We start from the raw sequence: 21,120 nt of genomic DNA on the forward strand, positions 1-21,120 counted from the left end.
GCCACATTCAGCGTGCCATCGGCAAACCAGTTGATCGACACATTGCCCGGCGCAAAGCTCACATCTTTGACTTGGGTAAACGGTTTGATCCAATCCACCCGCTTCGCCTGCTCCCCCCAGAACCCTTCAGGGTCAGACACAGATGCAGAATAAAGACTGCTGTATTGCGCTGCGTTGACATGGGCCTTGGCCACCATGTCCTGAGGTGGCTCATGTGTGTTTGTGGTCATCGATCTCTCCTCGCTGTCAGAAGCACGTTTAATTCTGCCGCCTGCGCGGTGGCTCCGGCAACGTGTTCTCTCCGTCTTTAGTGCACCATAGTTTGTCCCTCTTTGGGAAGGAACTTGACTTAAAGTCGTAGAGTTTTTGGAAGAAAAATTGTCGCTAGCGGTGCTGGTTCAGGATCTTCACACAAAATCGGTCCACGCAAGTGTGGAGAAGCAGTGTAAAGAACGCCAGAACCACAAGGGCGGCGAACATCAGATCGATTTTGGCACGGCCATTGGCCAGGAGCATCAAATAGCCGAGCCCCTTGGAGGCACCAACCCATTCACCGATGATCGCGCCAATCGGAGCATAGACGGCGGCCAGTCGCAGGCCCGAAGCAAAGCCGGGCAGTGCGGCAGGGATGCGGATTTGCCGCATGATTTGCCATTTGCTGGCGCCCATAACTTGGGCAAGGCCGAGCCATCCGCTGGGTGTGCGAACCAATGCATCAAAAAACGCGGATGTAACCGGGAAGAAGATGATCAGCAGCGCCATAGCGATCTTGGACAAAAGCCCATAGCCCAGCCATAGCGTTAATAGCGGCGCGAGGGCAAAGACCGGGATGGTTTGCGAGAACACCAAAAGCGGTCGCACCAGGACTTCGGCGGTTTTCGACGACGCCAGCCAAATCGCGGTAAGCCCGCCTATGGTGGCCCCCAGAACCAGTCCTGCAATGACCTCGAATATTGTGATCACCGCATGTTCCGCCAGCAATGCGCGGCTCTTCCACAGGGTTTCGGCAACCAGCTGCGGGGCTGGCAGGATGAATTTGGGCAGGTCAAAGACCACAACCACCCCATGCCACAGGGCCAACCCGACGCACAGCGACAGCGCCACCCTGTGCCAGGTTTTTAGCCCCGATAGGGTCATCGCGCGACCTCAAACCCGGCCCAGGCGGCGTCAAAGAAGGCACGCTCCAGCTGCACAGTGTCGAAGAACCGTTGTGTGGCGGCGGTTTGCGCCGTGTCGCTCAGCGAAGGCCAGATCGCGTCCAATTGACCGCGCAGATATTCAACCACGCCTTCAAAACCAGGGCCCGCGTGCAGGGTGATCCATTCGCCAAAGTAAAAGGGGAGACCAGCGGCGCGTTTTTCCTGCGGCGCAGCCCAGGACAGATAGGTCCACTCTGCAACCACGAGCACCGCCAGCATTTCCTCGTATTTGCCCGTCAAACGCGCGTCGCGCATTTGGATCAGAAAGGCCTGTGTTTGTGGTGCAGCGGCCTCCGCCTCGGGCGCGTCAAGGGCTGCGAGGCTGCGCTGGAAATAGGTGTTTTCGGGGCCTGTGATGACGGCCAGAAACTGTGCGGCGGGCACCGCGTCTGTTAGGCTGGGTGCGTTGGAAATTGCAGCCGCCAGAAGGCGCACGAATTCTTCGACAAACAGGTAGTCCTGTTGCAAATATCCGCGCATCTTGTCCAAATCCAATGTGCCATCACACAAGGCATCGGTGAAGGCATGGGCGGTTGCGGCGTCCCAGTTGGATTGGCATTGGGATTTCAGGAATTCGGTCGGGCGCATCAGCTGTCCTGTCTGAGTTGGTTCAAAAGCCGCGCCTGAAGATCCAGCACCTCGGCGCTGTCCACGGGGCGGGGGATGGCGGAGTGTGGCGCGGGGACCTTGATCAACTGGGTTTCCGTCAACACCAGGATCTGATGGCCAAGGCGCGCGGCTTCGCCGGGATCATGGGTCACATGCAACACGGTGCGGCCCGCGAGTTTGTCGGCCGCCAGATCCTGCATATCCGCGCGGGTGCGGGCATCCAATGCCGAAAATGGCTCATCCAGTAGCACAACGGGACGGTCTTCCATCAGGGTGCGCGCCAGCGCCACCCGTTGCCGTTGCCCACCCGACAGCTCGGCCGGATGTTTGCGGATATGCTCCGTAAGCCCAACCTCAGCCAAGAGGGTTTCGGCCAGATCACTGGGCGGTCGTTCCCGGCGCAGGCGTGCGCCCAGGCTGACGTTCTGGCGTAAATCCAGCCAAGGCATCAGCAGGTCTTCTTGGGCCATCAAAGCGATGCGCCCGGCCAGGGGGGCACCATCCGAGCTGCCAAAAGTGCCGTCAAAGGAAACCCCCGTGGCGAGGTCAGCAAAGAGTTTCAGGATTGTGCTTTTCCCCACGCCCGATGGTCCCAACAAACAGGTCCAGCGCCCAGCAGGCAGGGTTACGTCCACCGGGCCAAACAAAGGCTTGGCGTCGATACGGGCGCTGCCGCGCAGAAAAAGGCCCGGTGGCGTGGTCACGGGGTCATGCCCATTTGCCAGAACCCAACCTCCAGCCGGGTTGCGGTTGTAAAACGGTCACAAAGGGATGTCCACCGGGGGCTGTCTTCGGGATGGTCTCCCAGACGGCGGGCCACCGCGCTGTCGATCAACGCACCGGCCGCTTTGCAGACTTCTTGAAAGTCGTCACTGGCATAGGTGTCGATCCACTGTTGATAGGGGGTCTCGCCTGCCGCCTCCTTGAGCCGCGCGCCGATCTCTCCGTAACCGATAACACAAGGGGCAAGGGCTGCCAGCAGATCCAGAAAATCGCCGGAATGGCCCGCATCCAGGACAAAGCGCGTGTAGGCGAGGTTTTCGATCCGCTCTTCTGCCTTGGCCAGATCCGCCTCGGAAATGCCCGCCTCGGCGCAGATGCCAATGTGGAGCTTCATTTCTCCGTCAATCAGCGCGTTTACGGTGGCGGCGCAGTGGCGCATTTCGTCGATTGTGTCGGCTTTGGTCACTGCCAAGGCCCAAGCACGAGAGAAATGGATCAGGAAGATATAGTCCTGAACCAGATAATGCAGGAAGGACGCCTGCGGCAGGGAGCCGTCTCGCAGACCTTCGACAAAGGCATGATGGGTATAGGCAGGCCAGGTCTCCCCGGCCGCCGCCCGCCATTTGCCAAAAATGGAACCGTAATCAGACATGATTATTCGCCCAGATCCACCGCAAGATCACCAACCGCCTTGATCTCTTCAATCAGGCCGGCCTCATGCAGGAAGGTTTCAAACCGTGCATAACGCCCTTCGTCCAGCGCTTCGGGGCGCAGGGCAAAACGGGGCAGGGTGTCGACCCAGGCTTTGGCGTTCAGCTCATCCTGCAGCTCGGTCGAGGTGGCGGCAAAGATCTCCCAGCTGTCTTCGGGGTGGTTCACAATATACTGCGTGGCCTTTTCGGTCGCAGCCATAAACCGGCGCAGCATGTCCTTGTCCATCAGTTCGGGATTGGCGACATAGATCAGCTCGTCATAGGACGGCAGGCCTTCTTCTTCGATGTAGAAACAGCGGCCCTCGACGCCTTCGATCTCCATCTGGTTCAGCTCAAAGTTCCGATAGGCCCCAATCACCGCATCCACCTGACCCGACATCAGCGAGGGTGACAGCGACCAGTTCACATTGACCAGCTCTACGTCTTCATAAGCCACACCATGGGTGCCCAGAACCGTGCTCAACAACGCCTCTTCGACACCGGCGACAGAGAAGCCGATTTTCTTACCCTTTAGATCTGCGATTTCCTGAATAGGGCCGTCCTTCAAAACCAGCAGACAGTTGAGCGGTGTCGCAACCAGCGTGCCCACACGTTTCAGCGGCAGACCTTCGGCCACCTGCAGGTGCAGCTGCGGCTGATAGGAAATCGCCAATTCGGCCTTGCCCGCTGCGGCCAGTTTCGGCGGATCCGAGGGATCGGCGGGAGCGATGATTTCGACCTCAAGCCCTTGGTCGGCGAAATAACCGTTTTCCTGCGCAATAATGATCGGTCCGTGGTCTGGGTTGATGAACCAATCCAGCAGTAGCGTCATCTTATCAGCGGCAAAGGCCGGGCTTGCCACCATCAGGGCAAGGGCGGCGGTCAGGGTCTTTTTCATGGCGTGTTCTCCAAAGTCTGGCTCTGGTCTCCCAGAGCGATCATGGCAATGTCGCCCGCGTGATGCGGGGCAAGGGTTTCGGCAGCGGCCCAGGCTCGCAGGCCAGAGCGACAGCACAAAAGAATACGTTGGCCTGCCTGGGCCATCGGCGGGTTGTTTGCGATGTCGTCCACGCTGCGGCGCAGTGCGGTGGGATGGGCCAACGGCCCCTCGTCAGGCTGGCGCAGATCGATGATCAGATCATTTGTGGTCATGGCCGCAGGTGCGACAAACTTCGGCGCAAACGCAGGCTCGGGCGCGCGGTCAAAGCGAAATCCGCCAAAGCGAAATCCACGGGCATCAAAAGTCACAAGCTGGCCCAGAGGGCTCGGCGTTTGACCAGTCAGAACCGCGACGGCCATCTGGGCCTGAAGGGTGGCAAGAACGCCGACCACAGGCCCCAGAACGCCCAAGGTGGCACAGGTGCCAGCCGCGCGGGGCAAATCCGGGAACAGCGCCCGCAGCGAAGGCGCGCCACCACAGAACCCGCCGACATAGCCATCCATCCCCACAACCGACGCGCTGATGAGCGGCAGATGCATGTTTTGGCACATGTCAGAGGCGATGTAGCTTGCGGCAAAACTGTCGGCGCAATCCAGCACCAGATCCATGTCCTGACAGAGGGTCGCGGCGTTCTCGGGCCCGAATTGCGCCACATGTGCAATCACCCGGCATTTGGGGTTGAGCGTTGCCAGGTGATCCGCGGCCGCCACGGCCTTTGGACGGGAGACATCCGTTTCGCGAAACAACGTCTGGCGATGCAGGTTGGACAGTTCAACTGTGTCCGGGTCAACCACGTGGATCTCAGCCAGGCCTGCGCCCACCAGATAGGGCAGCAAAGGTGCTGCCAAGCCGCCTGCACCAATCACCAGAATACGCGCGCGTTCCAGCGCGGCCTGCCCAAGGGGGCCAAACTCCGGCACGGCGATTTGGCGGGCATAACGGCTCATCCGCAGGTCTCCAGCCATTGGCGCACGCGTCCTTCAGGGTCTTCGTTCAGGGTGATGTCCGTCACCGCTGACACCACATCTGCACCCGCCGCAAAGGCACCCGGCGCGCGCTCGACGTTCATACCGCCGATGGCGATCAAGGGCGTGTCGCCAATGCGGTCTTTCCAGTCTGTTAGCTTTTCAACACCTTGCTGGTGCCACTTCATCTTTTTCAAAATGGTGGGATAAACCGGTCCCAGGGCCACGTAGTCCGGCTGGCAGGCCATGGCGCGGTCCAGTTCGGCGATGTCATGGGTCGACAGCCCCAGTTTCAGGCCTGCGGCTTTGATCGCATCCAGATCGGCGGTGTCCAGATCCTCTTGCCCCAGATGCAGCCAATCACACTCCAGATCGATGGCCAGTTGCCAATAGTCATTCACAACCAAAATCGCGCCGTGTTCATGGCACAGATCGCGTCCTGCGATCAGCTGCGCGCGTAGCTCAGCCTCGGGCTGGTCCTTGATCCGAAGCTGCACCAGTTTGATACCCAAGGGCAGCAGACGTTCCAGCCAGTTCACATGGTCAAAGATCGGGTAAAAACGGGGTAGGCTCATTCCAGAAACGCCTTTCCAATCACTGGGGTTGACGGCGCGGCCATGTCGCGGGGCTCCATCGGGTCAGCCTCATAGGCCATACGCCCGGCTTCCACCGCTTGGGCAAAACCTTGGGCCATCTGCGCGGGGTCTCCGGCCTTGGCCACAGCGGTGTTCAACAGAACCGCGTCAAAGCCCAGTTCCATCGCCGCCGCCGCCTGACTTGGCAGGCCAAGGCCCGCATCAATCACCATAGGCACGTCTGGAAACTGGGCACGGATGCTGCGCAGGCCATAGATGTTGGACAGGCCCAGGCCGGACCCAATTGGTGCGCCCCAAGGCATCAGCACCTCGCAACCTGCATGCAGCAGCCGTTCGCCAAGGATCAGATCTTCGGTCGTATAGGGGAAGACCTGAAAGCCGTCGTCGCACAGGATCTTGGCCGCCTCGACCAAGGCAAAGGGATCGGGCTGCAACGTGTCCATATGGCCGATGACTTCCAGTTTGATCCAATTGGTATCAAACAGCTCGCGCGCCATATGAGCGGTGGTGACCGCTTCGCGCACCGAATGGCAGCCCGCCGTATTGGGCAGGACCGCAACCCCCAGATCCTTGATCAGATCCCAGAATGCGCTGCCTGCCTTGTCGCCGCCGGCTTCGCGCCGCACAGAGACGGTGGCAATGCCTGCGCCCGATTGCTTGAACGCATCTGCCAGAATGGCGGGGGATGGGTATTGCGCCGTGCCCAGCATCAGGCGGGAGGACACTTCGGTTCCGTAGAATTTCACCATTGTTTCGCTCCTCAGCCGCCCTGACGGGGGGCCACAATTTCCAACCGGTCGCCATCCGACAACGGGGTTGCAGCGCGCAGGGCTGCGGGCACAAAATCCTCGTTCACCGCGGTGGCCACTTTGGCACCGCCATATCCCAGAGCCTCAAGCGCCTCAGCCAAGGTTGCGGCCTCCAGCGTTTTGGCTTCACCATTCACCGTGATCTTCATCCATCATCTCCGGTTTGATGTCGTCGCACACAAATTCAGCCACCTGGCGCGCCATCGCGGGGGCCAGAAGATATCCGTGCCGGAACATCCCATTTACAAAAATCGTCTGCCCGCGGTGGCGGATGCGGGGCATGTTGTCGGCAAAGGCGGGGCGGGCGTCGACGCCGATTTCCAGGATCTCAGCCTCGCCAAAGGCCGGGTGCAGGGCAAAGGCTGCGGTCAACAGCTCAAGGGTGGACCGCACCGTGGGCCGGGTCCGCTCGCCGCTTTCGATCTGGGTGGCCCCCAACATAAAGACGCCATCGCCGCGCGGCACCACATACAAGGGAAAACGTGGATGCAAGAGGCGCACCGGACGGTGCAGTTTGACCTCGGTGCTGCGCAGGATCACCATTTCGCCTTTGACACCGCGCAAGTCCGTCAGTTGGTCCTGGGCTGCAAGCCCGCGACAGTCGATGATCCGCCCGCCGCTGGGTTGGTCATCGCTGATCTCAACATCTCGCGCCTGAAGCCCGTCCCACAGCTGCGCCAATGCGGCGCGGGGGGTGATATGGGCCTCGCTGTCAAACATTAGCGCCTCGCCGAAACGACCGCCGAGGTCCGGTTCCAGATCCGCAATGTCCTGCGCGTTTACGTGGCGGTGCCCCTCTGTGCGGCGCGCAAACCGGGCAAGCTCGCGCCTGTCGCGGCCCAGGGCCACCACCAGCGAGCCATTGCGGACCACCTTGACGCCGTGACGTTCCCACCAACCGGCGGCCTCCTGACCCAGGCGCACCACCGGTTCCTCGGCGCTTTCGCCTTCGCAGAAGGGGGCAAGCATGCCCGCCGCCCACCAGGAACAAGCCTGTGGTCCTGGCGCTTCGCCTTTTTCACAGATCCGAACCGGCACGCCGCGCGCGGTCAGCTCGGTTGCGACGCAGAGGCCGACAATGCCGCCGCCGTGGATGGTAATGCGCTCTGTCATGACCAAACCGCGTGGAAATGGTGCACCGGACCGTGGCCCTGGCCGATGTTGATCTGATCCGCCGCCTTGATCGCGGCATGCAGCCAGCTGTGCGCATGCCCCACGGCCTGGGGCAGGGCACGCCCTTTGGCCAGTTCGGCCGCGATGGCAGAGGACAGAGTGCAGCCGGTGCCATGAGTGTTTTGCGTGACAATGCGCGGGGCAGAGAAGTCCACAACGCTGTCCTTTGAGACGAGACGGTCCACACACACATCACCTGTGCCATGGCCGCCTTTCATCAGAACCGCTTTGGCCCCTAACTCACAAAGCTTGCGCCCCTGGTCCAATGCTTCGGCCTCATTTGCGGCCTCTTCCACCCCAAGGATCCGCGCCGCTTCGGGCAGGTTCGGTGTCAGAACCGTGGCGCGCGGCAACAACAGCGTCGTCAGCGCATCAATGGCATCTGTGGCCAACAGCGCATCGCCGGATTTTGCCACCATCACCGGGTCCAAGACGATGGGACCTTGATAGCCGTCAAGCGCCGCAGTGACTTCTTCGATGACCGCAACAGTGGCCAGCATTCCGATTTTGATCGCGCCAATCTCGATGTCATCCAGCACGGCGGCGATCTGCGCGGCAATCATGCCCGGTGCCGCCGCCTCGACCCGTGTGACCGCACGGGTGTTTTGCGCCGTTAGCGCTGTGATGGCGCTGCAGCCAAAGACACCCAGTGCAGAAAAGGTCTTGAGATCAGCCTGAATGCCTGCACCGCCGCCACTGTCGGATCCGGCAATGGTCAATGCCGCCACAGCCTGTGGCTTGGTTTGTCCGGCTTCACCGGTCTTTGAGGTCACGCGTTCCATGCCCACGCCTTTCGCTTGGCGATACGGGCGTCAGCGCAGATACATCGGGGGCGTTCCACCAAGACACCGCAGATGCTGCGGGACGGGTGTCAGGTCTCCGTTTCCTACGCCGGCATTGCCCGGATCAGGTTCGATGGGTTGACTGCTGCCTCTCAGCCCCAAATAAAAGGGGCACCCCAACGGATGTCGTAGGGACTGTATTTGGAAACGGCATCTGGGGCAAGGGGGGGGACTTTTGCACAATAGGTTCCAAAAAACGAATATCACACTGAACCTGATTGGTCACACATTCGACAAATTGGATAATTTCAAACCAACTGCGGATTTAGAGATGGCTTCAGGGATCACGAGCCGTGTTCAACTTTGGCGGTTGTCACGAAATGAGTATTTTCTAACGTACAATCCACTTATTTACCAATTTTCATGGGGATAAGCAGAAAGTGCACCGTGGATTCAGCTTTGATTTACTCCGTGATTCTACGAGTAGTTTGCATCGCATTTCGTTTTTTGGTTGTGTGATTCATCAGAAGCAAGATTTCAGGAGAGCCTGATGCGTTTACGTATTACAATGATTTTGGTTATTGCGCCCTTGCTGGCTTTGGCAGGATATTTTGCTTTTGTGGATGTTGGCATCCAGCGAGATCGACTGACTCATGCCCACGAAATCGCCTTTAAGACCGTTGAGGAAACGATCGTTCACGACCTGGTCCACGAAATACAAAAGGAACGGGGTTATTCCGCGGGTTTCCTGGCGTCGAGCGGTAAAAATTTCTCAACCGAACTCAAAGAGCAGCGCGGTTTTACAGATGACGCCATCGCAATCATGACGCGTGATGTCTCATTGATCTTCACCGAACAGCCTGCCCTCGCATCGGCCATTGAAACCAATTTTGCGCAACTCAAACAAATGCGGGAAGACGTTGATCAAAAGGGGCTAAAAGTCCCGCAGATGGCCAAGTTCTACACGCAGACAATTGATATGCTGCTGGAGGTGGCACGCCCTAATTTGACGGGAGAGGCGTCAGCACATCTGCAACGTTTGATGCAAGCCAGTATCCTGATTGCTGCAGCCAAGGAACGTGCAGGCCTGGAACGGGCGATGGGTGCCACTGGGCTTGGGGGCGGGTTTTCGGCCGCGGTTTATGAGCGGTTCCTGTCTTTGGGTGGTGGGCAAAAGGCCCTGTTGGCCGAAGCGCAGGGCAGTCTTGGTGATGCCGCCTGGATCGAAATGCTTCATACAGCGCCTGAGTTTCAAGCCATTGACCAAGCCCGAAAGACCATCATCGCAGGCTATGAAAGCGGCGATTACGGCACTTTAAAAGCTCCGGATTGGTTTGCGATTTCCAGCGCTTGGATCGACTTGTTGCGCGCCCAAGAGCTTGAAGTCAACGATGCGGTTAATGCGCTTTCTGCGGAAATTGATGGTACAGCTGCCGATGCATATACATGGACCCTTGGGTTGACCGTGGTGGTAAGTGCAATCGCATTTATGATCGCATTGATCATTTTCGAACTCATGATCCGTCGGATCAAAAGTCTCACGGCGGTTGTTGATGGGTTCACACGTGGGGATTTTTCCATTTTCGTTAGAGGCATCGAGGGTAAGGATGAACTCAGCTTGATGGCGCGCGCGATTTACCGCTTCAAGCAAGATACGCTTGAAATGATGAGAAATGCCAAAAAGCTTGAGGAAGACCAGATTGCAGCCAAGAAGGGGCAGGACTTCGTGGTGGATGAGTTGCGAAATGGTTTGGGGAAACTGTCCCAGGGTGACCTGTCTGCGAATTTTGATGCGGCCTTTCCTGAAGACTATGAAGATGTACGCAAGGATTTCAACCAGACTATCGATCGGCTACGCGACGCGTTGACCGAGGTGGTCGATGCTTCGGCGCTCATCCATAAGGGGGCAGTTGAAATCACCAATGCCTCAGATGATCTGTCTCTGCGTACCTCGAGTCAGGCGGCGACATTGGAGCAGACGACAGTGGCGCTGGAAGAAATTACAACAAGCGTGAAATCCGCCGCAGAGGGTGCGCAGAGCGTGAAGCAGACCACCGAAGACGCCCGTCTGGAGGCTGCGAGCAGCGGTGAAATTGTGCAACAAGCCATGAGCGCGATGGCTGAGATCGAGCAAAGCTCCACTCAGATTGCTCAAATCATCAGCGTGATCGACGACATTGCATTCCAGACCAATCTGTTGGCGCTTAATGCAGGTGTTGAAGCCGCCCGCGCGGGTGAAGCAGGGCGTGGTTTTGCTGTGGTGGCGTCGGAGGTACGGGCTCTTGCGCAGCGTTCGTCAGATGCGGCAATGGAAATCAAGACGCTAATCGGCAACAGTTCCCACCACGTGGATCAGGGGGTGCGCCTCGTGAATCAGGCCGGTGTAGCCTTGCAGAGCATTGTACAGCGCGTGACGAATGTTTCTGGTCTGGTAAAGGACATCTCTGAAGGCGTGCAGGAGCAATCGGAGGGTCTGGAAGAAATCAACATAGGTGTGGTTCAGCTGGATGGTGTGACCCAGCAAAATGTCGTTATGGTCGAGAGTGCAACGGCCGCAAGCCATCTGTTGAAAACCAATGCGCAGCGTCTCAAAGCCACCGTTGGGATGTTCACCTTGTCCACTGTGACTTCCGCCACCAAAGGCGATTTGTCGGATGATTGGGCCCGGGGCAGCCTGAGGCAGGCCGGGTGACGGATGGGTTTCCAAGGAACGGGTTTTTGAGGCAGGGGGCGGTTGGCGTCACCCTGCCTGTGCTTTGCACCTGACCGGAGATCTGAGTGCGCGTTGATCAAGCAAGTCTCTTGCAACAAACGACATCAGTTTGCGTCGTTTATTTCATTCTTCCACACTCATTTTGAGAATGGCTCCGGCGGTAGGGATCGAACCTACGACCAATTGATTAACAGTCAACTGCTCTACCGCTGAGCTACGCCGGAACATGCAGCGTCGTATAGGAGTATCTTTCGGGAGTTTCCAGAGGAAAAATCATCTGTTGCGCATTTTTTTGGACCACGGTTTTCGATGTGAATCTGGTTTAAACATTGTGATCGGGCCCCTGCAGCGCCAATTCAGAAATAGAGAACGAGCCCTCAGCTGGGTTGGCACATAAACGAGGGAAACGAAGTGACATGGTGTTGTGCGTCTTGAATGTGTTAAACCCTTGCACGCTCGAATCAGGATCGCTGAAGCCCCGTGCGCGCGTATCGTAAAACCGGTAATTTTCCACTGGATCAGATTGAAAGACGGATTTAACGCATTGAAAAATAATGCACATACTGCTTCTCGCCTGTCTGTGGCACCGATGATGGATTGGACTGATCGGTTTTGTCGGTTTTTTCATCGGCTGCTCAGCCAGGAGGCGCTGCTTTACACCGAGATGGTGACGGCGCCCGCATTGGTGCGCGGTGGGGCATTGCATCTGTTGGATCACGCGCCCGAGGAACATCCCGTGGCGCTGCAGCTGGGTGGTTCTGATCCGGTTGAGCTGGCGCAGGCCGCGAAACTGGGTGCGGATGCGGGCTATGATGAGATCAACCTCAATTGCGGCTGTCCCAGTGACCGGGTTCAATCGGGGTCTTTTGGGGCCATCTTGATGCAGACGCCGGAATTGGTTGCAGATTGTGTGGCCGCAATGCGAGAGGCGGTTGATGTTGAGGTGACCGTCAAGTGCCGCATTGGCGTAGATGAGCAAGAGCCACGTGATGTCCTGCCTGATTTTCTGGAGAAAATCCAAAAGGCGGGCTGCCAGCGCGTGACGATCCATGCGCGCAAAGCCTGGCTGCAAGGGCTGAGCCCAAAGGAAAACCGGGATATCCCGCCACTGGATTACGATCTGGTGCATCAGATGAAGGCAGAGTTCAGCGCGCTCCATATCTCGATCAACGGCGGCATCGCGACTTTGACCGAAGCCAAGGCGCATTTGGATGCCGGTCTGGATGGGGTCATGGTGGGGCGTGCGGCCTATCACCAACCGGGCGACGTCCTGGTAGGGGCCGATGCCTTGTTGTTTGGTCAAGACAGCGGTCGCAGCATGGAGGCGGCGGTTCTGGCCATGCTGCCCTTTATCGAAGCAGAGATGCAGAAGGGCACGCGTCTGCATCAGATCACCCGGCACATGCTGGGCGCCTTTGCCGGTCGTCCCGGTGCGCGTCAGTGGCGGCGTACCCTGTCCGAAGGGGCGCATAAAGCGGGGGCCGGGCCGGATCTGGTTCTGGCGGCGCTTGAGCATGTCAAAGCCCGCGCGGCCTGACGTTTCGTTACAAGATCTTTTGGCCGTGACGCGAGGGCTGGACATTCCGGCCGCTGCAACGGATGTACGCCTCCGAACAGGGAGGGCATGATGACTGAAACAGGACTACTTCTTCAAATGTTGGCGCTGCTGATCGCCATTGGCGGCATCGGAGGCGTCTTGGCTGGCCTTCTGGGAGTCGGCGGCGGCATCGTCCTGGTGCCAGGGTTTTTCTATATGTTCCAGACCCTTGGATATGGAAGCGACCAGCTGATGCAGATCTGTCTGGCAACCTCTTTGGCGACAATCATTGTCACCTCTGTGCGGTCGGTCTTGAGCCATAACAAAAAAGGCGCGGTGGAGTGGCAGGTCTTGCGCGGCTGGGCACCTGGCATTGTGGTGGGCGCTGTTCTGGGGGTTCTGGTGGCCGCGAGCCTGCGGTCGACGACGCTTCAATTGTTGTTTGGTGTTTTGGCGTTGATCATCGGGCTTTATATGGCGCTTGGTCGCAATCACTGGCGGTTGGCGGACCAGATGCCTGGGCCCCTGGGGCGCTCAGTGATGTCCCCCGTGATGGGCTTCCTGTCCGTTCTGATGGGGATCGGCGGCGGCAGTTTCGGCGTACCGTTGATGAGCCTGCACAATGTGCCCATTCACCGAGCAGTGGCGACGGCGGCAGGGTTTGGCGTTTTGATCGCGCTGCCCTCGGCCACCGGATTTCTGTTTGTCGACATTGCGTCGGAACATCGCCCACCAATGACGATTGGTGCAATCAACCTGCCGGCCTTTGGGATTGTCATTGCCATGACCTTACTGACGGCCCCGTTGGGCGTGCGTCTGGCCCATGCGCTGGATCCCAAGCCGTTGAAACGGGTGTTCGCGGTCTTCTTGATTTTGGTGGCGATAAATATGCTGCGCAAAGCGCTAGGACTTTAATAATTAAGGACGTCTAACGCTTTAGCCGCGCCGCGCGTCCGCCCCGGCGGGTTTTGGGCGCGGCCTCGCGGTTAGGCAGGTCTGACATCACCTGCAGCCGCTCATCATCACTCATCTTGGACCAGGCGGTAATCTCATCAATAGAGCGCGCGCAGCCAGTGCACAGCCGCGTTTCGGGATGGATCACGCAGATATTGATACAAGGCGACTGAATCTCGTCCCGTTTCCAAACATCCTTGGACATAAAACGCTCCTACTGCGTGTTCAGGTGACGCATCCGGTCCAGCGCCCCCTGAAGAATATAGGACGCCGCCACGTGGTCGATAACCTCTGCCCGGCGTCTGCGGCTGGTATCGGCTTCCAAAAGCGCTTTTTCAGCGGCCACTGTGGACAGACGTTCGTCCCAAAAGCCAATCGGCAGCTCGGTAATCCGTGACAGGTTGCGGGCAAAGGCGCGGGTGGACTGGCAACGTGGTCCCTCGGTTCCGTCCATATTCCGCGGCAGTCCCAACAGAAGGCCGTTCAGATCCCGTTCCTTGACGATCTCCAACAGGCGGGCGCTGTCGATGCCAAATTTCTTGCGCCGAATGGTTTCAAGTGGGGTGGCCACTGCACCAATCCGGTCGGAGACGGCAACGCCAATGGTCTTTTCACCCAGATCCAACCCGGCCAGCGCGCTCATCGGGGGAAGGGCGGCTGCAAACTCTTCAAATGTGTTGTGGATCATTCGGTGATCAACCCTGCCTGACGCGCCGCTGCATCAATGATCGCGGCCTGCTCCGGCGCATCAGCAAATCGCGACTGCGCCTCAGCATAGATGCGATTGGCCCGCTCCACATCCCCCAAAACGGTCAGCGCAGAAATCAACCGCGCCCATTCCGGCGCCGTGCCGCCTTCATTGGCCAGCCGGTCTGACAGACCTTCGACCATGCCGCGGATCATCTCTTGTTGCTCTTCCGGTGACATCTCGCTGGCGGCCTGCATCTGCTCTTGAGTGGGGCCGGGCTGGCCTGATGGTGGTTGAACCGAAAGCAATGCCGGATCAACTTCTTGGCCTGCGCGAAAGGCCATATCGGTGATCTGGGCCCGGATCGCCTCGATCCATGGGGCACCTGCGGGACCCGCGACCAATGTGTCGCGCCAGATGCCAAAGGCGATGTCCGGTCGGCCGTTCTGCCCCATCATAAGGCCCCAGTAATACCGCGCAGTGCCATTGCGGGGATCCAGGGTCAGCGCCTGTTTCAAAACCTCTTCGGTTTCGGGTGACACCAACCCACCAGCGGCCAGGACCATCAGCTCGGCCTGTTCGGCATAGTCTTCGGCTGTGGCCACGCCGGGCGACAGGTCGATGTATTTTGCCTTGGCCTGATAGGCTTTGGTGAAATTCCCCAGCCGGGCCTCATGCAGCGCCAAGAGCCCCTGACCACGGCTGTCGGTCGGACGGCTGGCGGCGGCCTCACGCAGGCGCTCCACCAGTTCCACATAGGCCGCGTCGGGGGCGGGAAGGTCAAAGGGAACCGCCTCCGCTTCCATCTGGGCCTGATCAGGACGGTTTGCAGCATGTTCCGCCGCCAGCGCCAGACGATAGTCGAGCCCCAGATCGCCATACCCCGGCGCGCCCAGGGACAGATAAAGCCCAAAAGCACCGCCCAACATAAGGACGCAGACGCCACCACCAGCGACAATCGACAGTACACGCGGTTGGGCCGATCCTTCGGAATGTTTCTTCAGCGCGGCATCTGCCGCCAGAATGCGTCGTGACACTTCGGTGCGAATACGCTCAGCGTCGCTTTCCTGAATGACCCCGCGCGCCAGATCGCGGTCCACTTCCTTCAGCTGCTGGCGATACAGCCGCAAATCATAAGCTGCCGCAGGCTCCCCCGTGCTGCGCGCCCGCAGGATGACCAGAAAGAACAGGACGCTGATCGACAGCGTAATAAGGGCGGTCACAATCCAAAAGGTCATAGGCTCTCCGATATTTGGTCCTTGTCTACAGGTCGCAAGGGCCAGACAAAACCCCTCTGACCTGCGGCCTCCTGTCCTTGCGTCACAAGAATGTCGCAAAGATGCATGGAAAGGACGAATAACGGCACGGTTAGGTGTTCTGTCCTCGGCATATAAGAGACAGACACGACGCATTGGATTCGCACATGAAACGCTATTCTGCCTTTGCAGTTGCCCGGGAGGCCCTGCGCTATCACACCGGCTGGGAACGGGCCTGGACCTCTCCGGCCCCCAAACGTCACTATGATGTGATCATCGTAGGGGCCGGCGGCCACGGTCTGGCGACCGCCTATTACTTGGGCAAAAACTTCGGGATCACCAATGTTGCGATCCTTGAAAAAGGGTGGCTGGGCGGTGGCAACACCGGGCGCAATACCACCATTATCCGCTCGAACTATCTTCAGGATCCCTCCGCTGCAATTTATGAAAAAGCGCGCTCCCTCTATGAGGATATGAGCCAGGATCTGAACTATAACGTGATGTTCAGCCCGCGCGGCGTGATTATGCTGGCGCAGACCGAACATGAGGTGCGCGGCTATAAACGCACCGCCCATGCCAATGCGTTGCAGGGCGTCAGCACCGAATGGATCTCGCCCGAGCGGGTCAAGGAATTGGTGCCGATCATCAATTTGGAAGGTCCGCGTTATCCGGTGCTGGGGGGCTTGTGGCAGGCCCGTGGCGGCACCGCGCGCCATGATGCGGTGGCCTGGGGCTATGCCCGTGCCTGTTCGGCGATGGGAATGGATGTGATCCAGAAGTGCGAAGTCACCGGCGTGCGCACCGAAGGTGGCCGTGTTGTGGGTGTCGACACCTCCAAAGGCGCAATCGACTGCGACAAAATCGGCATGGTTGTTGCGGGCAATTGTTCTGATCTCAGCCAGATGGCGGGTTTCCGTCTGCCGGTGGAATCGGTGGCGCTGCAGGCGCTGGTGTCCGAGCCGATCAAACCCTGTATGGATGTGGTTGTGATGGCCAACACCGTGCACGGCTATATGTCGCAATCCGACAAGGGTGAAATGGTCATCGGCGGCGGTACGGACGGGTTTAACAACTATACCCAACGTGGCTCGTTCCATCATATCGAAGAGACGGTGCGCGCGCTGGTCGAAACTTTCCCGATGGTGTCGCGCCTCAAGATGTTGCGCCAGTGGGGCGGCATCGTGGATGTCACGGGTGACCGCTCGCCCATTATCTCCTCAACACCTGTCAAAAACTGTTTCGTGAACTGCGGATGGGGCACCGGCGGCTTCAAAGCCATTCCAGGCTCTGGCTGGGCCATGGCGCAGCTGATGGCAACCGGCCACTCACCGTTGGCAGAAGAATTCACCATGACCCGTTTCAAAGAAGGCAAGTTCATCGACGAAAGCGTTGCCGCCGGGGTGGCGCACTGATGAATTTCTTCTCAATCTCTCTCAAGACGGAGCAGACGCTATGCTGATCCTTACCTGCCCTTATTGCGGTGCAACTGCCGAAGAAACCGAACTGCAGGCCGGCGGCGAAGCCCATCTGAAACGGTTTGGCCCGGGATCCTCGGATGAGGAATTCCACGACTATCTGTTTGTGCGTGAAAACCCAAAAGGCGTGCATTTCGAACGCTGGCGTCACACAAATGGCTGTGGAAAATGGTTCCATGCGGCCCGCTGCACCACCTCCCTCGAAGTCTTTGGCACCTATCCGGCCCAGACCACCGAGCCGCCACAGGATATTCAGGACAAGATCAGCAAAAAGCGCCCAGGCTGGAGCTGGCGTGAATTCTCTTGTGCGTCAGCCAAGGACGCCTCCTGATGTTTCATCTTTTCAAAAATACTCCCGCCGGAGGCATCCCATGCTCTCCGCTTGCGAAAGGTCCGCGCACATGAGCACTCGCCTCGCAAAACAGGGTCGCCTGATCGACCGTTCCAAACAGATCGTCTTTACCTTTAACGGCAAAAGCATGCTGGGCCATCCCGGTGATACGCTGGCCTCGGCGCTTCTGGCCAATGACCAGATGCTGGTGGGGCGTTCGTTTAAGTACCACCGCCCCCGCGGCCTCGTCGCCTCTGGCGCCGAAGAGCCGAACGCGCTGGTGGGGCTCGGGTCCGGCACGCGCTATGAACCGAACCAGCGCGCCACCACCACCGAATTGTTCGAAGGTCTGGCGGCACAGTCCCAAAACCATTGGCCCAGCCTCGAGTTCGACATTGGGATTGTGAACAGCAAACTATTCTCGCGCTTCCTGACGGCGGGTTTCTATTACAAGATGTTCATGCATCCCAAACCGTTTTGGAAACACGTCTACGAACCTTTCATTCGCCAATCTGCAGGTCTCGGCAAAGCCCCGGACAAAGAGCTGGTGGATGCCGACACCTATGAACATTTCTATTTCTTTGCAGATGTTGTGATCGTTGGCGGCGGTGTGGCAGGTCTTCAGGCTGCAAAAACCGCGGCCGCCACAGGGGCCAAGGTTCTGTTGATGGAACAAAACGCCCATTGGGGCGGTCGTGCGCCAGTGGACGGCGGCACCATCGACGGGATGGAGGCTGAGGCCTGGGTCACCAAGACCCTGGATGAGCTGCGCGCGATGGAGAATGTCACCCTGCGCGACCGGATGATGGGCGCGGGCGTTTATGACCACGGCTATCTTCTGGGGTATGAACGTCTCAGCGACCATATGCCAGGCAAACCGGGGCCGCGTCATCGTCTGTGGCGGATCCGGACCAAACAGATCATCACGGCCACCGGTGCCATTGAACGCCCCTTGTCCTTTGCGGGCAATGATGTGCCGGGTGTGATGCTGGCCGCGTCCATGCGTGACTATGTGGTGAATTGGGGTGTGACGCCGGGCAAACGCGTGGTGATTGCCACCAACAATGACGACGCCTATCGCACCGCGCTGATCCTCAAAGACGCCGGTGTCGAAGTCGCCTGCGTGGTCGACGCTCGCCGCCTGGGCGGTGGTGCCCTTGCGAAACAGGTGCGCGATGCGGGCATCCGTGTCGAAGACGGCCGCGCCATTGCGAAGGTCGCCGAAGGCAAACGTGTCACCAAGGTTGCAATCTGCCTGCAAAACGGCGATGGCCAATCCATCGAAGAGATCGAGGCCGATGCCGTGGCAATGTCCGGCGGCTGGTCGCCGGTGGTCCACCTGTGGTCCCATTGTGGGGGCAAGCTGACCTGGGATGACACCCAAGCCCATTTCCGCCCGGATCCAAACCGCGCACCGCTTTCGCATGATGGTCTGCCTTTTGTCTCTACCGCCGGTTCAGCTTCGGGTCCGATGGGCCTTGGCGCTGTTCTGAGCGATGCGGCAGAAGCCGGTGCCAAAGCCGCCGAGGCCGCTGGTCTGCCGGCGCAGGCTCCGGTGGCTGCCGTCGCCGAAGACGTCGAAGAGACCCAGATGGAGCCGGTCTGGCTGATGCCCGCCAATGCGGACATTCAACACCGGATGAAATCCTGGCTGGATTATCAAAACGATGTCAAAGTCTCAGACGTGCAGCTTGCGGCCCGCGAAGGCTTTGAAAGCGTTGAGCACACCAAACGTTATACCACGCTTGGCATGGCCACCGACCAGGGTAAGTTGAGCAATATCAACGGTCTGGCGATCCTTGCTGACAGTCTGGGGTCTGAGATCCCACAGGTGGGCACCACCACCTTCCGCCCGCCGTATCACCCGATTTCCATGGGAGCGATTGGTGGCGAAGCGCGCGGTGAAATCTTCCAGCCCCTGCGCAAGACGCCGATGTACGCGTGGAACGACAAAAACGGTGCGGATTGGGAGCCGGTGGGCCATTGGCGGCGTCCGTTTGCCTATATCCGGAATGGCGAAACCCAGCATGATGCGGTGAACCGCGAGGTGAAGAACACCCGCGAAAACCTTGGACTGTTGGACGCATCCACTTTGGGCAAGCTGATTGTCAAAGGACCCGACGCGGGCAAGTTCCTGGATCTGATGTACACCAACATGATGTCCAACCTGAAGGTTGGCAAATGCCGCTATGGTCTGATGTGTTCGGAAAACGGCTTCCTGATGGATGATGGCGTGGTTGCGCGCATCGATGACGACACCTGGCTGTGTCATACCACCACCGGTGGCGCGGATCGTATCCACGCCCATATGGAAGAATGGCTGCAGACCGAATGGTGGGACATGAAAGTGTTCGTTGCCAATGTGACGGAGCAATACGCGCAGATCGCCGTGGTTGGACCCAATGCCCGTAAAGTGCTGGAAAAGCTTGGCGGTATGGATGTCTCCAAAGAGGCGCTGCCCTTTATGGAGTGGCGTGATGGTGAGATCGGCGGGTTCAAAGCGCGCGCTTATCGGATCTCTTTCTCGGGCGAATTGTCCTATGAGATTGCGGTTTCCGCGTCCGAAGGTCAGGCCTTCTGGGACGCGCTGATGGCCGCCGGTGCAGAGTTCGGCGTCATGCCCTATGGTACCGAATGTTTGCACATCCTGCGGGCCGAGAAGGGCTTTATCATGATTGGTGATGAAACCGATGGCACCGTGATCCCGCAGGATCTGGGGCTGCATTGGGCGCTGTCCAAGAAGAAAGAAGACTATATCGGCAAACGCGCGCATTCGCGGTCCCATATGGCGGATCCCGAACGCTGGCAGCTGGTGGGGCTGGAAACGGTTGACGGATCCGTTCTGCCAGACGGCGCATATGCGGTCGGGCAGGGGATCAATGCCAACGGTCAGAAAAATACCATTGGCCGGGTCACCTCGACCTACTTCTCGGCGAGCTTGAACCGTGGCATTGCCATGGGCCTAGTGAAACACGGGCGCAAGCGGATGGGAGAGGTGATCTCGTTCCCGGGCACGGATGGCAAAACCTATGAGGCCAAGATCGTTGATCCGGTCGTCTACGACAAAGAAGGGGCAAAGCAGGATGTCTAAAGCGGTAAGTGTTTTGAACGGTGCGCGGTTTTCCGGCTTGGCCGAGGTTGCAGATGCAGGGTTGGTCGGCATGATCACCCTGCGTGGGGATCTCGAGTCGTCGGCCGTTGCTGCGGCGGTGCAATCGACCACCGGTTGCGCCATCCCTGCCGTGCGCAAAACGGTTGAGGCCTCCGGGAATTCTGTGTCCTGGATGTCGCCGGACGAGCTGTTGATTGTCACAGCCTATGATCAGGTCGCAGACCTCTGTGCCAAACTGCAGGAGGCGTTGACCCAAGAGCATGCGCTGGTGGTCAATGTCTCCGATGCGCGCTCCTGTTTTACCCTGTCGGGCAATGGCGCGCGTGAAGTGCTGGGCAAGGTGGCACCGGTGGATTTTGCCGCCGATCAATTCCAACCCGGTGATTTCCGTCGCAGCCGTCTGGCACAGGTTGCAGGCGCGTTCTGGCTGGATCAGGGCGGTGCCTTTCACATCGTCTGTTTCCGCTCCGTTGGCGAATATGTCTTTAATCTTCTTAAGACGGCAGCCGATCCAGATGCGGGCGTCGGGGTCTACAGCTAAACCAACAAGAATTGGGTCCAAACGG

22 protein-coding genes, 1 tRNA gene and 1 riboswitch are annotated in these 21,120 nt (G+C 58.8%); of the genes, 7 read left to right on the top strand and 16 right to left on the bottom strand.

Features of this window, described 5'->3' with window-relative positions; genetic code table 11:
- From GFB49_RS00005 to thiD, 12 genes are all read right to left on the bottom strand, one after another.
- The coding region (locus GFB49_RS00005) for an acetyl-coenzyme A synthetase N-terminal domain-containing protein (protein ID WP_281347130.1) at positions 1-230 on the bottom strand (230 nt) is incomplete at its 3' end.
- 154 nt (positions 231-384) lie between these two features.
- The gene (locus GFB49_RS00010; protein WP_153213763.1) at positions 385-1,137 is read right to left on the bottom strand and encodes an ABC transporter permease; all 753 of its coding nucleotides are present in this window, start codon (positions 1,135-1,137) and stop codon (positions 385-387) included.
- A complete protein-coding gene (locus GFB49_RS00015) occupies positions 1,134-1,787 on the bottom strand; it encodes a TenA family protein (RefSeq protein ID WP_153213764.1) in 654 nt (217 codons plus the stop codon). Before GFB49_RS00015 ends, GFB49_RS00010 begins: the two co-directional genes overlap by 4 nt.
- Positions 1,787-2,512, bottom strand: a complete 726-nt coding sequence (locus GFB49_RS00020) for an ABC transporter ATP-binding protein (RefSeq protein WP_343032419.1) — start codon at positions 2,510-2,512, stop codon at positions 1,787-1,789. The genes GFB49_RS00015 and GFB49_RS00020 overlap by 1 nt, the downstream gene beginning before the upstream one ends.
- A complete protein-coding gene (gene tenA, locus GFB49_RS00025; protein ID WP_153213766.1) occupies positions 2,509-3,183 on the bottom strand; it encodes a thiaminase II in 675 nt (224 codons plus the stop codon). Before tenA ends, GFB49_RS00020 begins: the two co-directional genes overlap by 4 nt.
- Positions 3,184-3,185: 2 nt before the next feature.
- Positions 3,186-4,121: an ABC transporter substrate-binding protein gene (locus GFB49_RS00030; protein ID WP_153213767.1), complete on the bottom strand. Its 936-nt coding sequence runs from the start codon at positions 4,119-4,121 to the stop codon at positions 3,186-3,188.
- Positions 4,118-5,128 (bottom strand): HesA/MoeB/ThiF family protein, encoded by a 1,011-nt coding sequence (locus tag GFB49_RS00035; protein WP_246149558.1) that lies wholly within the window; start codon positions 5,126-5,128, stop codon positions 4,118-4,120. Before GFB49_RS00035 ends, GFB49_RS00030 begins: the two co-directional genes overlap by 4 nt.
- Positions 5,107-5,703: a thiamine phosphate synthase gene (locus GFB49_RS00040; RefSeq protein WP_153213768.1), complete on the bottom strand. Its 597-nt coding sequence runs from the start codon at positions 5,701-5,703 to the stop codon at positions 5,107-5,109. Before GFB49_RS00040 ends, GFB49_RS00035 begins: the two co-directional genes overlap by 22 nt.
- Positions 5,700-6,473, bottom strand: a complete 774-nt coding sequence (locus GFB49_RS00045; RefSeq protein WP_153213769.1) for a thiazole synthase — start codon at positions 6,471-6,473, stop codon at positions 5,700-5,702. Before GFB49_RS00045 ends, GFB49_RS00040 begins: the two co-directional genes overlap by 4 nt.
- Positions 6,474-6,484: 11 nt before the next feature.
- Positions 6,485-6,682: a sulfur carrier protein ThiS gene (thiS, locus tag GFB49_RS00050; protein WP_153213770.1), complete on the bottom strand. Its 198-nt coding sequence runs from the start codon at positions 6,680-6,682 to the stop codon at positions 6,485-6,487.
- Positions 6,660-7,646 (bottom strand): FAD-dependent oxidoreductase, encoded by a 987-nt coding sequence (locus GFB49_RS00055; RefSeq protein ID WP_153213771.1) that lies wholly within the window; start codon positions 7,644-7,646, stop codon positions 6,660-6,662. Before GFB49_RS00055 ends, thiS begins: the two co-directional genes overlap by 23 nt.
- Positions 7,643-8,488: a bifunctional hydroxymethylpyrimidine kinase/phosphomethylpyrimidine kinase gene (gene thiD, locus GFB49_RS00060; protein WP_153213772.1), complete on the bottom strand. Its 846-nt coding sequence runs from the start codon at positions 8,486-8,488 to the stop codon at positions 7,643-7,645. Before thiD ends, GFB49_RS00055 begins: the two co-directional genes overlap by 4 nt.
- 84 nt (positions 8,489-8,572) lie before the next feature.
- Positions 8,573-8,677: riboswitch (TPP riboswitch) on the bottom strand.
- 361 nt (positions 8,678-9,038) lie between these two features.
- Here thiD and GFB49_RS00065 point away from each other — a divergent pair.
- Positions 9,039-11,180 carry a methyl-accepting chemotaxis protein gene (locus GFB49_RS00065; RefSeq protein ID WP_153213773.1) on the top strand — a complete coding sequence of 714 codons (2,142 nt, stop codon included), beginning with the start codon at positions 9,039-9,041 and terminating at the stop codon, positions 11,178-11,180.
- Between the two features lie 170 nt (positions 11,181-11,350).
- Here GFB49_RS00065 and GFB49_RS00070 read toward each other — a convergent pair.
- A tRNA-Asn gene (locus GFB49_RS00070) sits at positions 11,351-11,425 on the bottom strand.
- A gap of 320 nt (positions 11,426-11,745) precedes the next feature.
- On the opposite strand from GFB49_RS00070, the gene dusA reads away from it, so the two are divergent.
- Both dusA and GFB49_RS00080 read left to right on the top strand, forming a co-directional pair.
- The gene (dusA, locus tag GFB49_RS00075; protein ID WP_153213774.1) at positions 11,746-12,738 is read left to right on the top strand and encodes a tRNA dihydrouridine(20/20a) synthase DusA; all 993 of its coding nucleotides are present in this window, start codon (positions 11,746-11,748) and stop codon (positions 12,736-12,738) included.
- 90 nt (positions 12,739-12,828) lie between these two features.
- Positions 12,829-13,653 (top strand): sulfite exporter TauE/SafE family protein, encoded by an 825-nt coding sequence (locus GFB49_RS00080; RefSeq protein WP_153213775.1) that lies wholly within the window; start codon positions 12,829-12,831, stop codon positions 13,651-13,653.
- Between the two features lie 13 nt (positions 13,654-13,666).
- Here the strand turns inward: GFB49_RS00080 and GFB49_RS00085 are convergent, their stop codons facing one another.
- The 3 genes from GFB49_RS00085 to ccmI are packed head-to-tail and all read right to left on the bottom strand — an operon-like array spanning position 13,667 to position 15,618.
- Positions 13,667-13,897, bottom strand: coding sequence for a DUF1289 domain-containing protein (locus GFB49_RS00085; RefSeq protein ID WP_153213776.1), 231 nt, complete (start codon positions 13,895-13,897; stop codon positions 13,667-13,669).
- A 9-nt stretch (positions 13,898-13,906) separates the two neighbouring features.
- Entirely contained in the window at positions 13,907-14,380 is a 474-nt protein-coding gene (gene ruvX, locus GFB49_RS00090) for a Holliday junction resolvase RuvX (RefSeq protein WP_153213777.1), read from the bottom strand.
- Positions 14,377-15,618, bottom strand: a complete 1,242-nt coding sequence (gene ccmI / locus GFB49_RS00095) for a c-type cytochrome biogenesis protein CcmI (RefSeq protein WP_153213778.1) — start codon at positions 15,616-15,618, stop codon at positions 14,377-14,379. Before ccmI ends, ruvX begins: the two co-directional genes overlap by 4 nt.
- 185 nt (positions 15,619-15,803) lie before the next feature.
- Between ccmI and GFB49_RS00100 the strand changes: the two genes are divergently transcribed.
- The 4 genes from GFB49_RS00100 (at position 15,804) to GFB49_RS00115 (ending at position 21,095) form a co-directional block, all read left to right on the top strand.
- A complete protein-coding gene (locus GFB49_RS00100; RefSeq protein WP_153213779.1) occupies positions 15,804-17,048 on the top strand; it encodes a sarcosine oxidase subunit beta family protein in 1,245 nt (414 codons plus the stop codon).
- 40 nt (positions 17,049-17,088) lie between these two features.
- On the top strand, positions 17,089-17,442 hold the full coding sequence (locus GFB49_RS00105; RefSeq protein ID WP_153213780.1) for a sarcosine oxidase subunit delta: 354 nt from the start codon (positions 17,089-17,091) through the stop codon (positions 17,440-17,442).
- 70 nt (positions 17,443-17,512) lie between these two features.
- Entirely contained in the window at positions 17,513-20,533 is a 3,021-nt protein-coding gene (locus GFB49_RS00110; RefSeq protein WP_153213781.1) for a sarcosine oxidase subunit alpha family protein, read from the top strand.
- Complete coding sequence (locus GFB49_RS00115; protein WP_153213782.1) at positions 20,526-21,095, top strand: sarcosine oxidase subunit gamma; 570 nt, start codon at positions 20,526-20,528, stop codon at positions 21,093-21,095. The genes GFB49_RS00110 and GFB49_RS00115 overlap by 8 nt, the downstream gene beginning before the upstream one ends.
- Positions 21,096-21,120 lie beyond the last annotated feature (25 nt).

Source organism: Tritonibacter litoralis (assembly GCF_009496005.1).
Taxonomy (GTDB): Bacteria; Pseudomonadota; Alphaproteobacteria; order Rhodobacterales; family Rhodobacteraceae; genus Epibacterium; species Epibacterium litoralis.

What these genes read in the sequence shown, in the direction of transcription:
- GFB49_RS00100 (WP_153213779.1), top strand. Translation starts at nt 15,804, where the DNA reads ATGAAACGCTATTCTGCCTTTGCAGTTGCCCGGGAGGCCCTGCGCTAT.
- GFB49_RS00030 (WP_153213767.1), bottom strand. Translation starts at nt 4,121, where the DNA reads ATGAAAAAGACCCTGACCGCCGCCCTTGCCCTGATGGTGGCAAGCCCG.
- ruvX (WP_153213777.1), bottom strand. Translation starts at nt 14,380, where the DNA reads ATGATCCACAACACATTTGAAGAGTTTGCAGCCGCCCTTCCCCCGATG.
- thiD (WP_153213772.1), bottom strand. Translation starts at nt 8,488, where the DNA reads ATGGAACGCGTGACCTCAAAGACCGGTGAAGCCGGACAAACCAAGCCA.
- GFB49_RS00080 (WP_153213775.1), top strand. Translation starts at nt 12,829, where the DNA reads ATGACTGAAACAGGACTACTTCTTCAAATGTTGGCGCTGCTGATCGCC.
- GFB49_RS00065 (WP_153213773.1), top strand. Translation starts at nt 9,039, where the DNA reads ATGCGTTTACGTATTACAATGATTTTGGTTATTGCGCCCTTGCTGGCT.
- GFB49_RS00015 (WP_153213764.1), bottom strand. Translation starts at nt 1,787, where the DNA reads ATGCGCCCGACCGAATTCCTGAAATCCCAATGCCAATCCAACTGGGAC.
- GFB49_RS00115 (WP_153213782.1), top strand. Translation starts at nt 20,526, where the DNA reads ATGTCTAAAGCGGTAAGTGTTTTGAACGGTGCGCGGTTTTCCGGCTTG.
- GFB49_RS00110 (WP_153213781.1), top strand. Translation starts at nt 17,513, where the DNA reads ATGAGCACTCGCCTCGCAAAACAGGGTCGCCTGATCGACCGTTCCAAA.
- GFB49_RS00105 (WP_153213780.1), top strand. Translation starts at nt 17,089, where the DNA reads ATGCTGATCCTTACCTGCCCTTATTGCGGTGCAACTGCCGAAGAAACC.
- ccmI (WP_153213778.1), bottom strand. Translation starts at nt 15,618, where the DNA reads ATGACCTTTTGGATTGTGACCGCCCTTATTACGCTGTCGATCAGCGTC.
- GFB49_RS00045 (WP_153213769.1), bottom strand. Translation starts at nt 6,473, where the DNA reads ATGGTGAAATTCTACGGAACCGAAGTGTCCTCCCGCCTGATGCTGGGC.
- GFB49_RS00035 (WP_246149558.1), bottom strand. Translation starts at nt 5,128, where the DNA reads ATGGCTGGAGACCTGCGGATGAGCCGTTATGCCCGCCAAATCGCCGTG.
- GFB49_RS00040 (WP_153213768.1), bottom strand. Translation starts at nt 5,703, where the DNA reads ATGAGCCTACCCCGTTTTTACCCGATCTTTGACCATGTGAACTGGCTG.
- tenA (WP_153213766.1), bottom strand. Translation starts at nt 3,183, where the DNA reads ATGTCTGATTACGGTTCCATTTTTGGCAAATGGCGGGCGGCGGCCGGG.
- GFB49_RS00010 (WP_153213763.1), bottom strand. Translation starts at nt 1,137, where the DNA reads ATGACCCTATCGGGGCTAAAAACCTGGCACAGGGTGGCGCTGTCGCTG.
- GFB49_RS00055 (WP_153213771.1), bottom strand. Translation starts at nt 7,646, where the DNA reads ATGACAGAGCGCATTACCATCCACGGCGGCGGCATTGTCGGCCTCTGC.
- GFB49_RS00085 (WP_153213776.1), bottom strand. Translation starts at nt 13,897, where the DNA reads ATGTCCAAGGATGTTTGGAAACGGGACGAGATTCAGTCGCCTTGTATC.
- thiS (WP_153213770.1), bottom strand. Translation starts at nt 6,682, where the DNA reads ATGAAGATCACGGTGAATGGTGAAGCCAAAACGCTGGAGGCCGCAACC.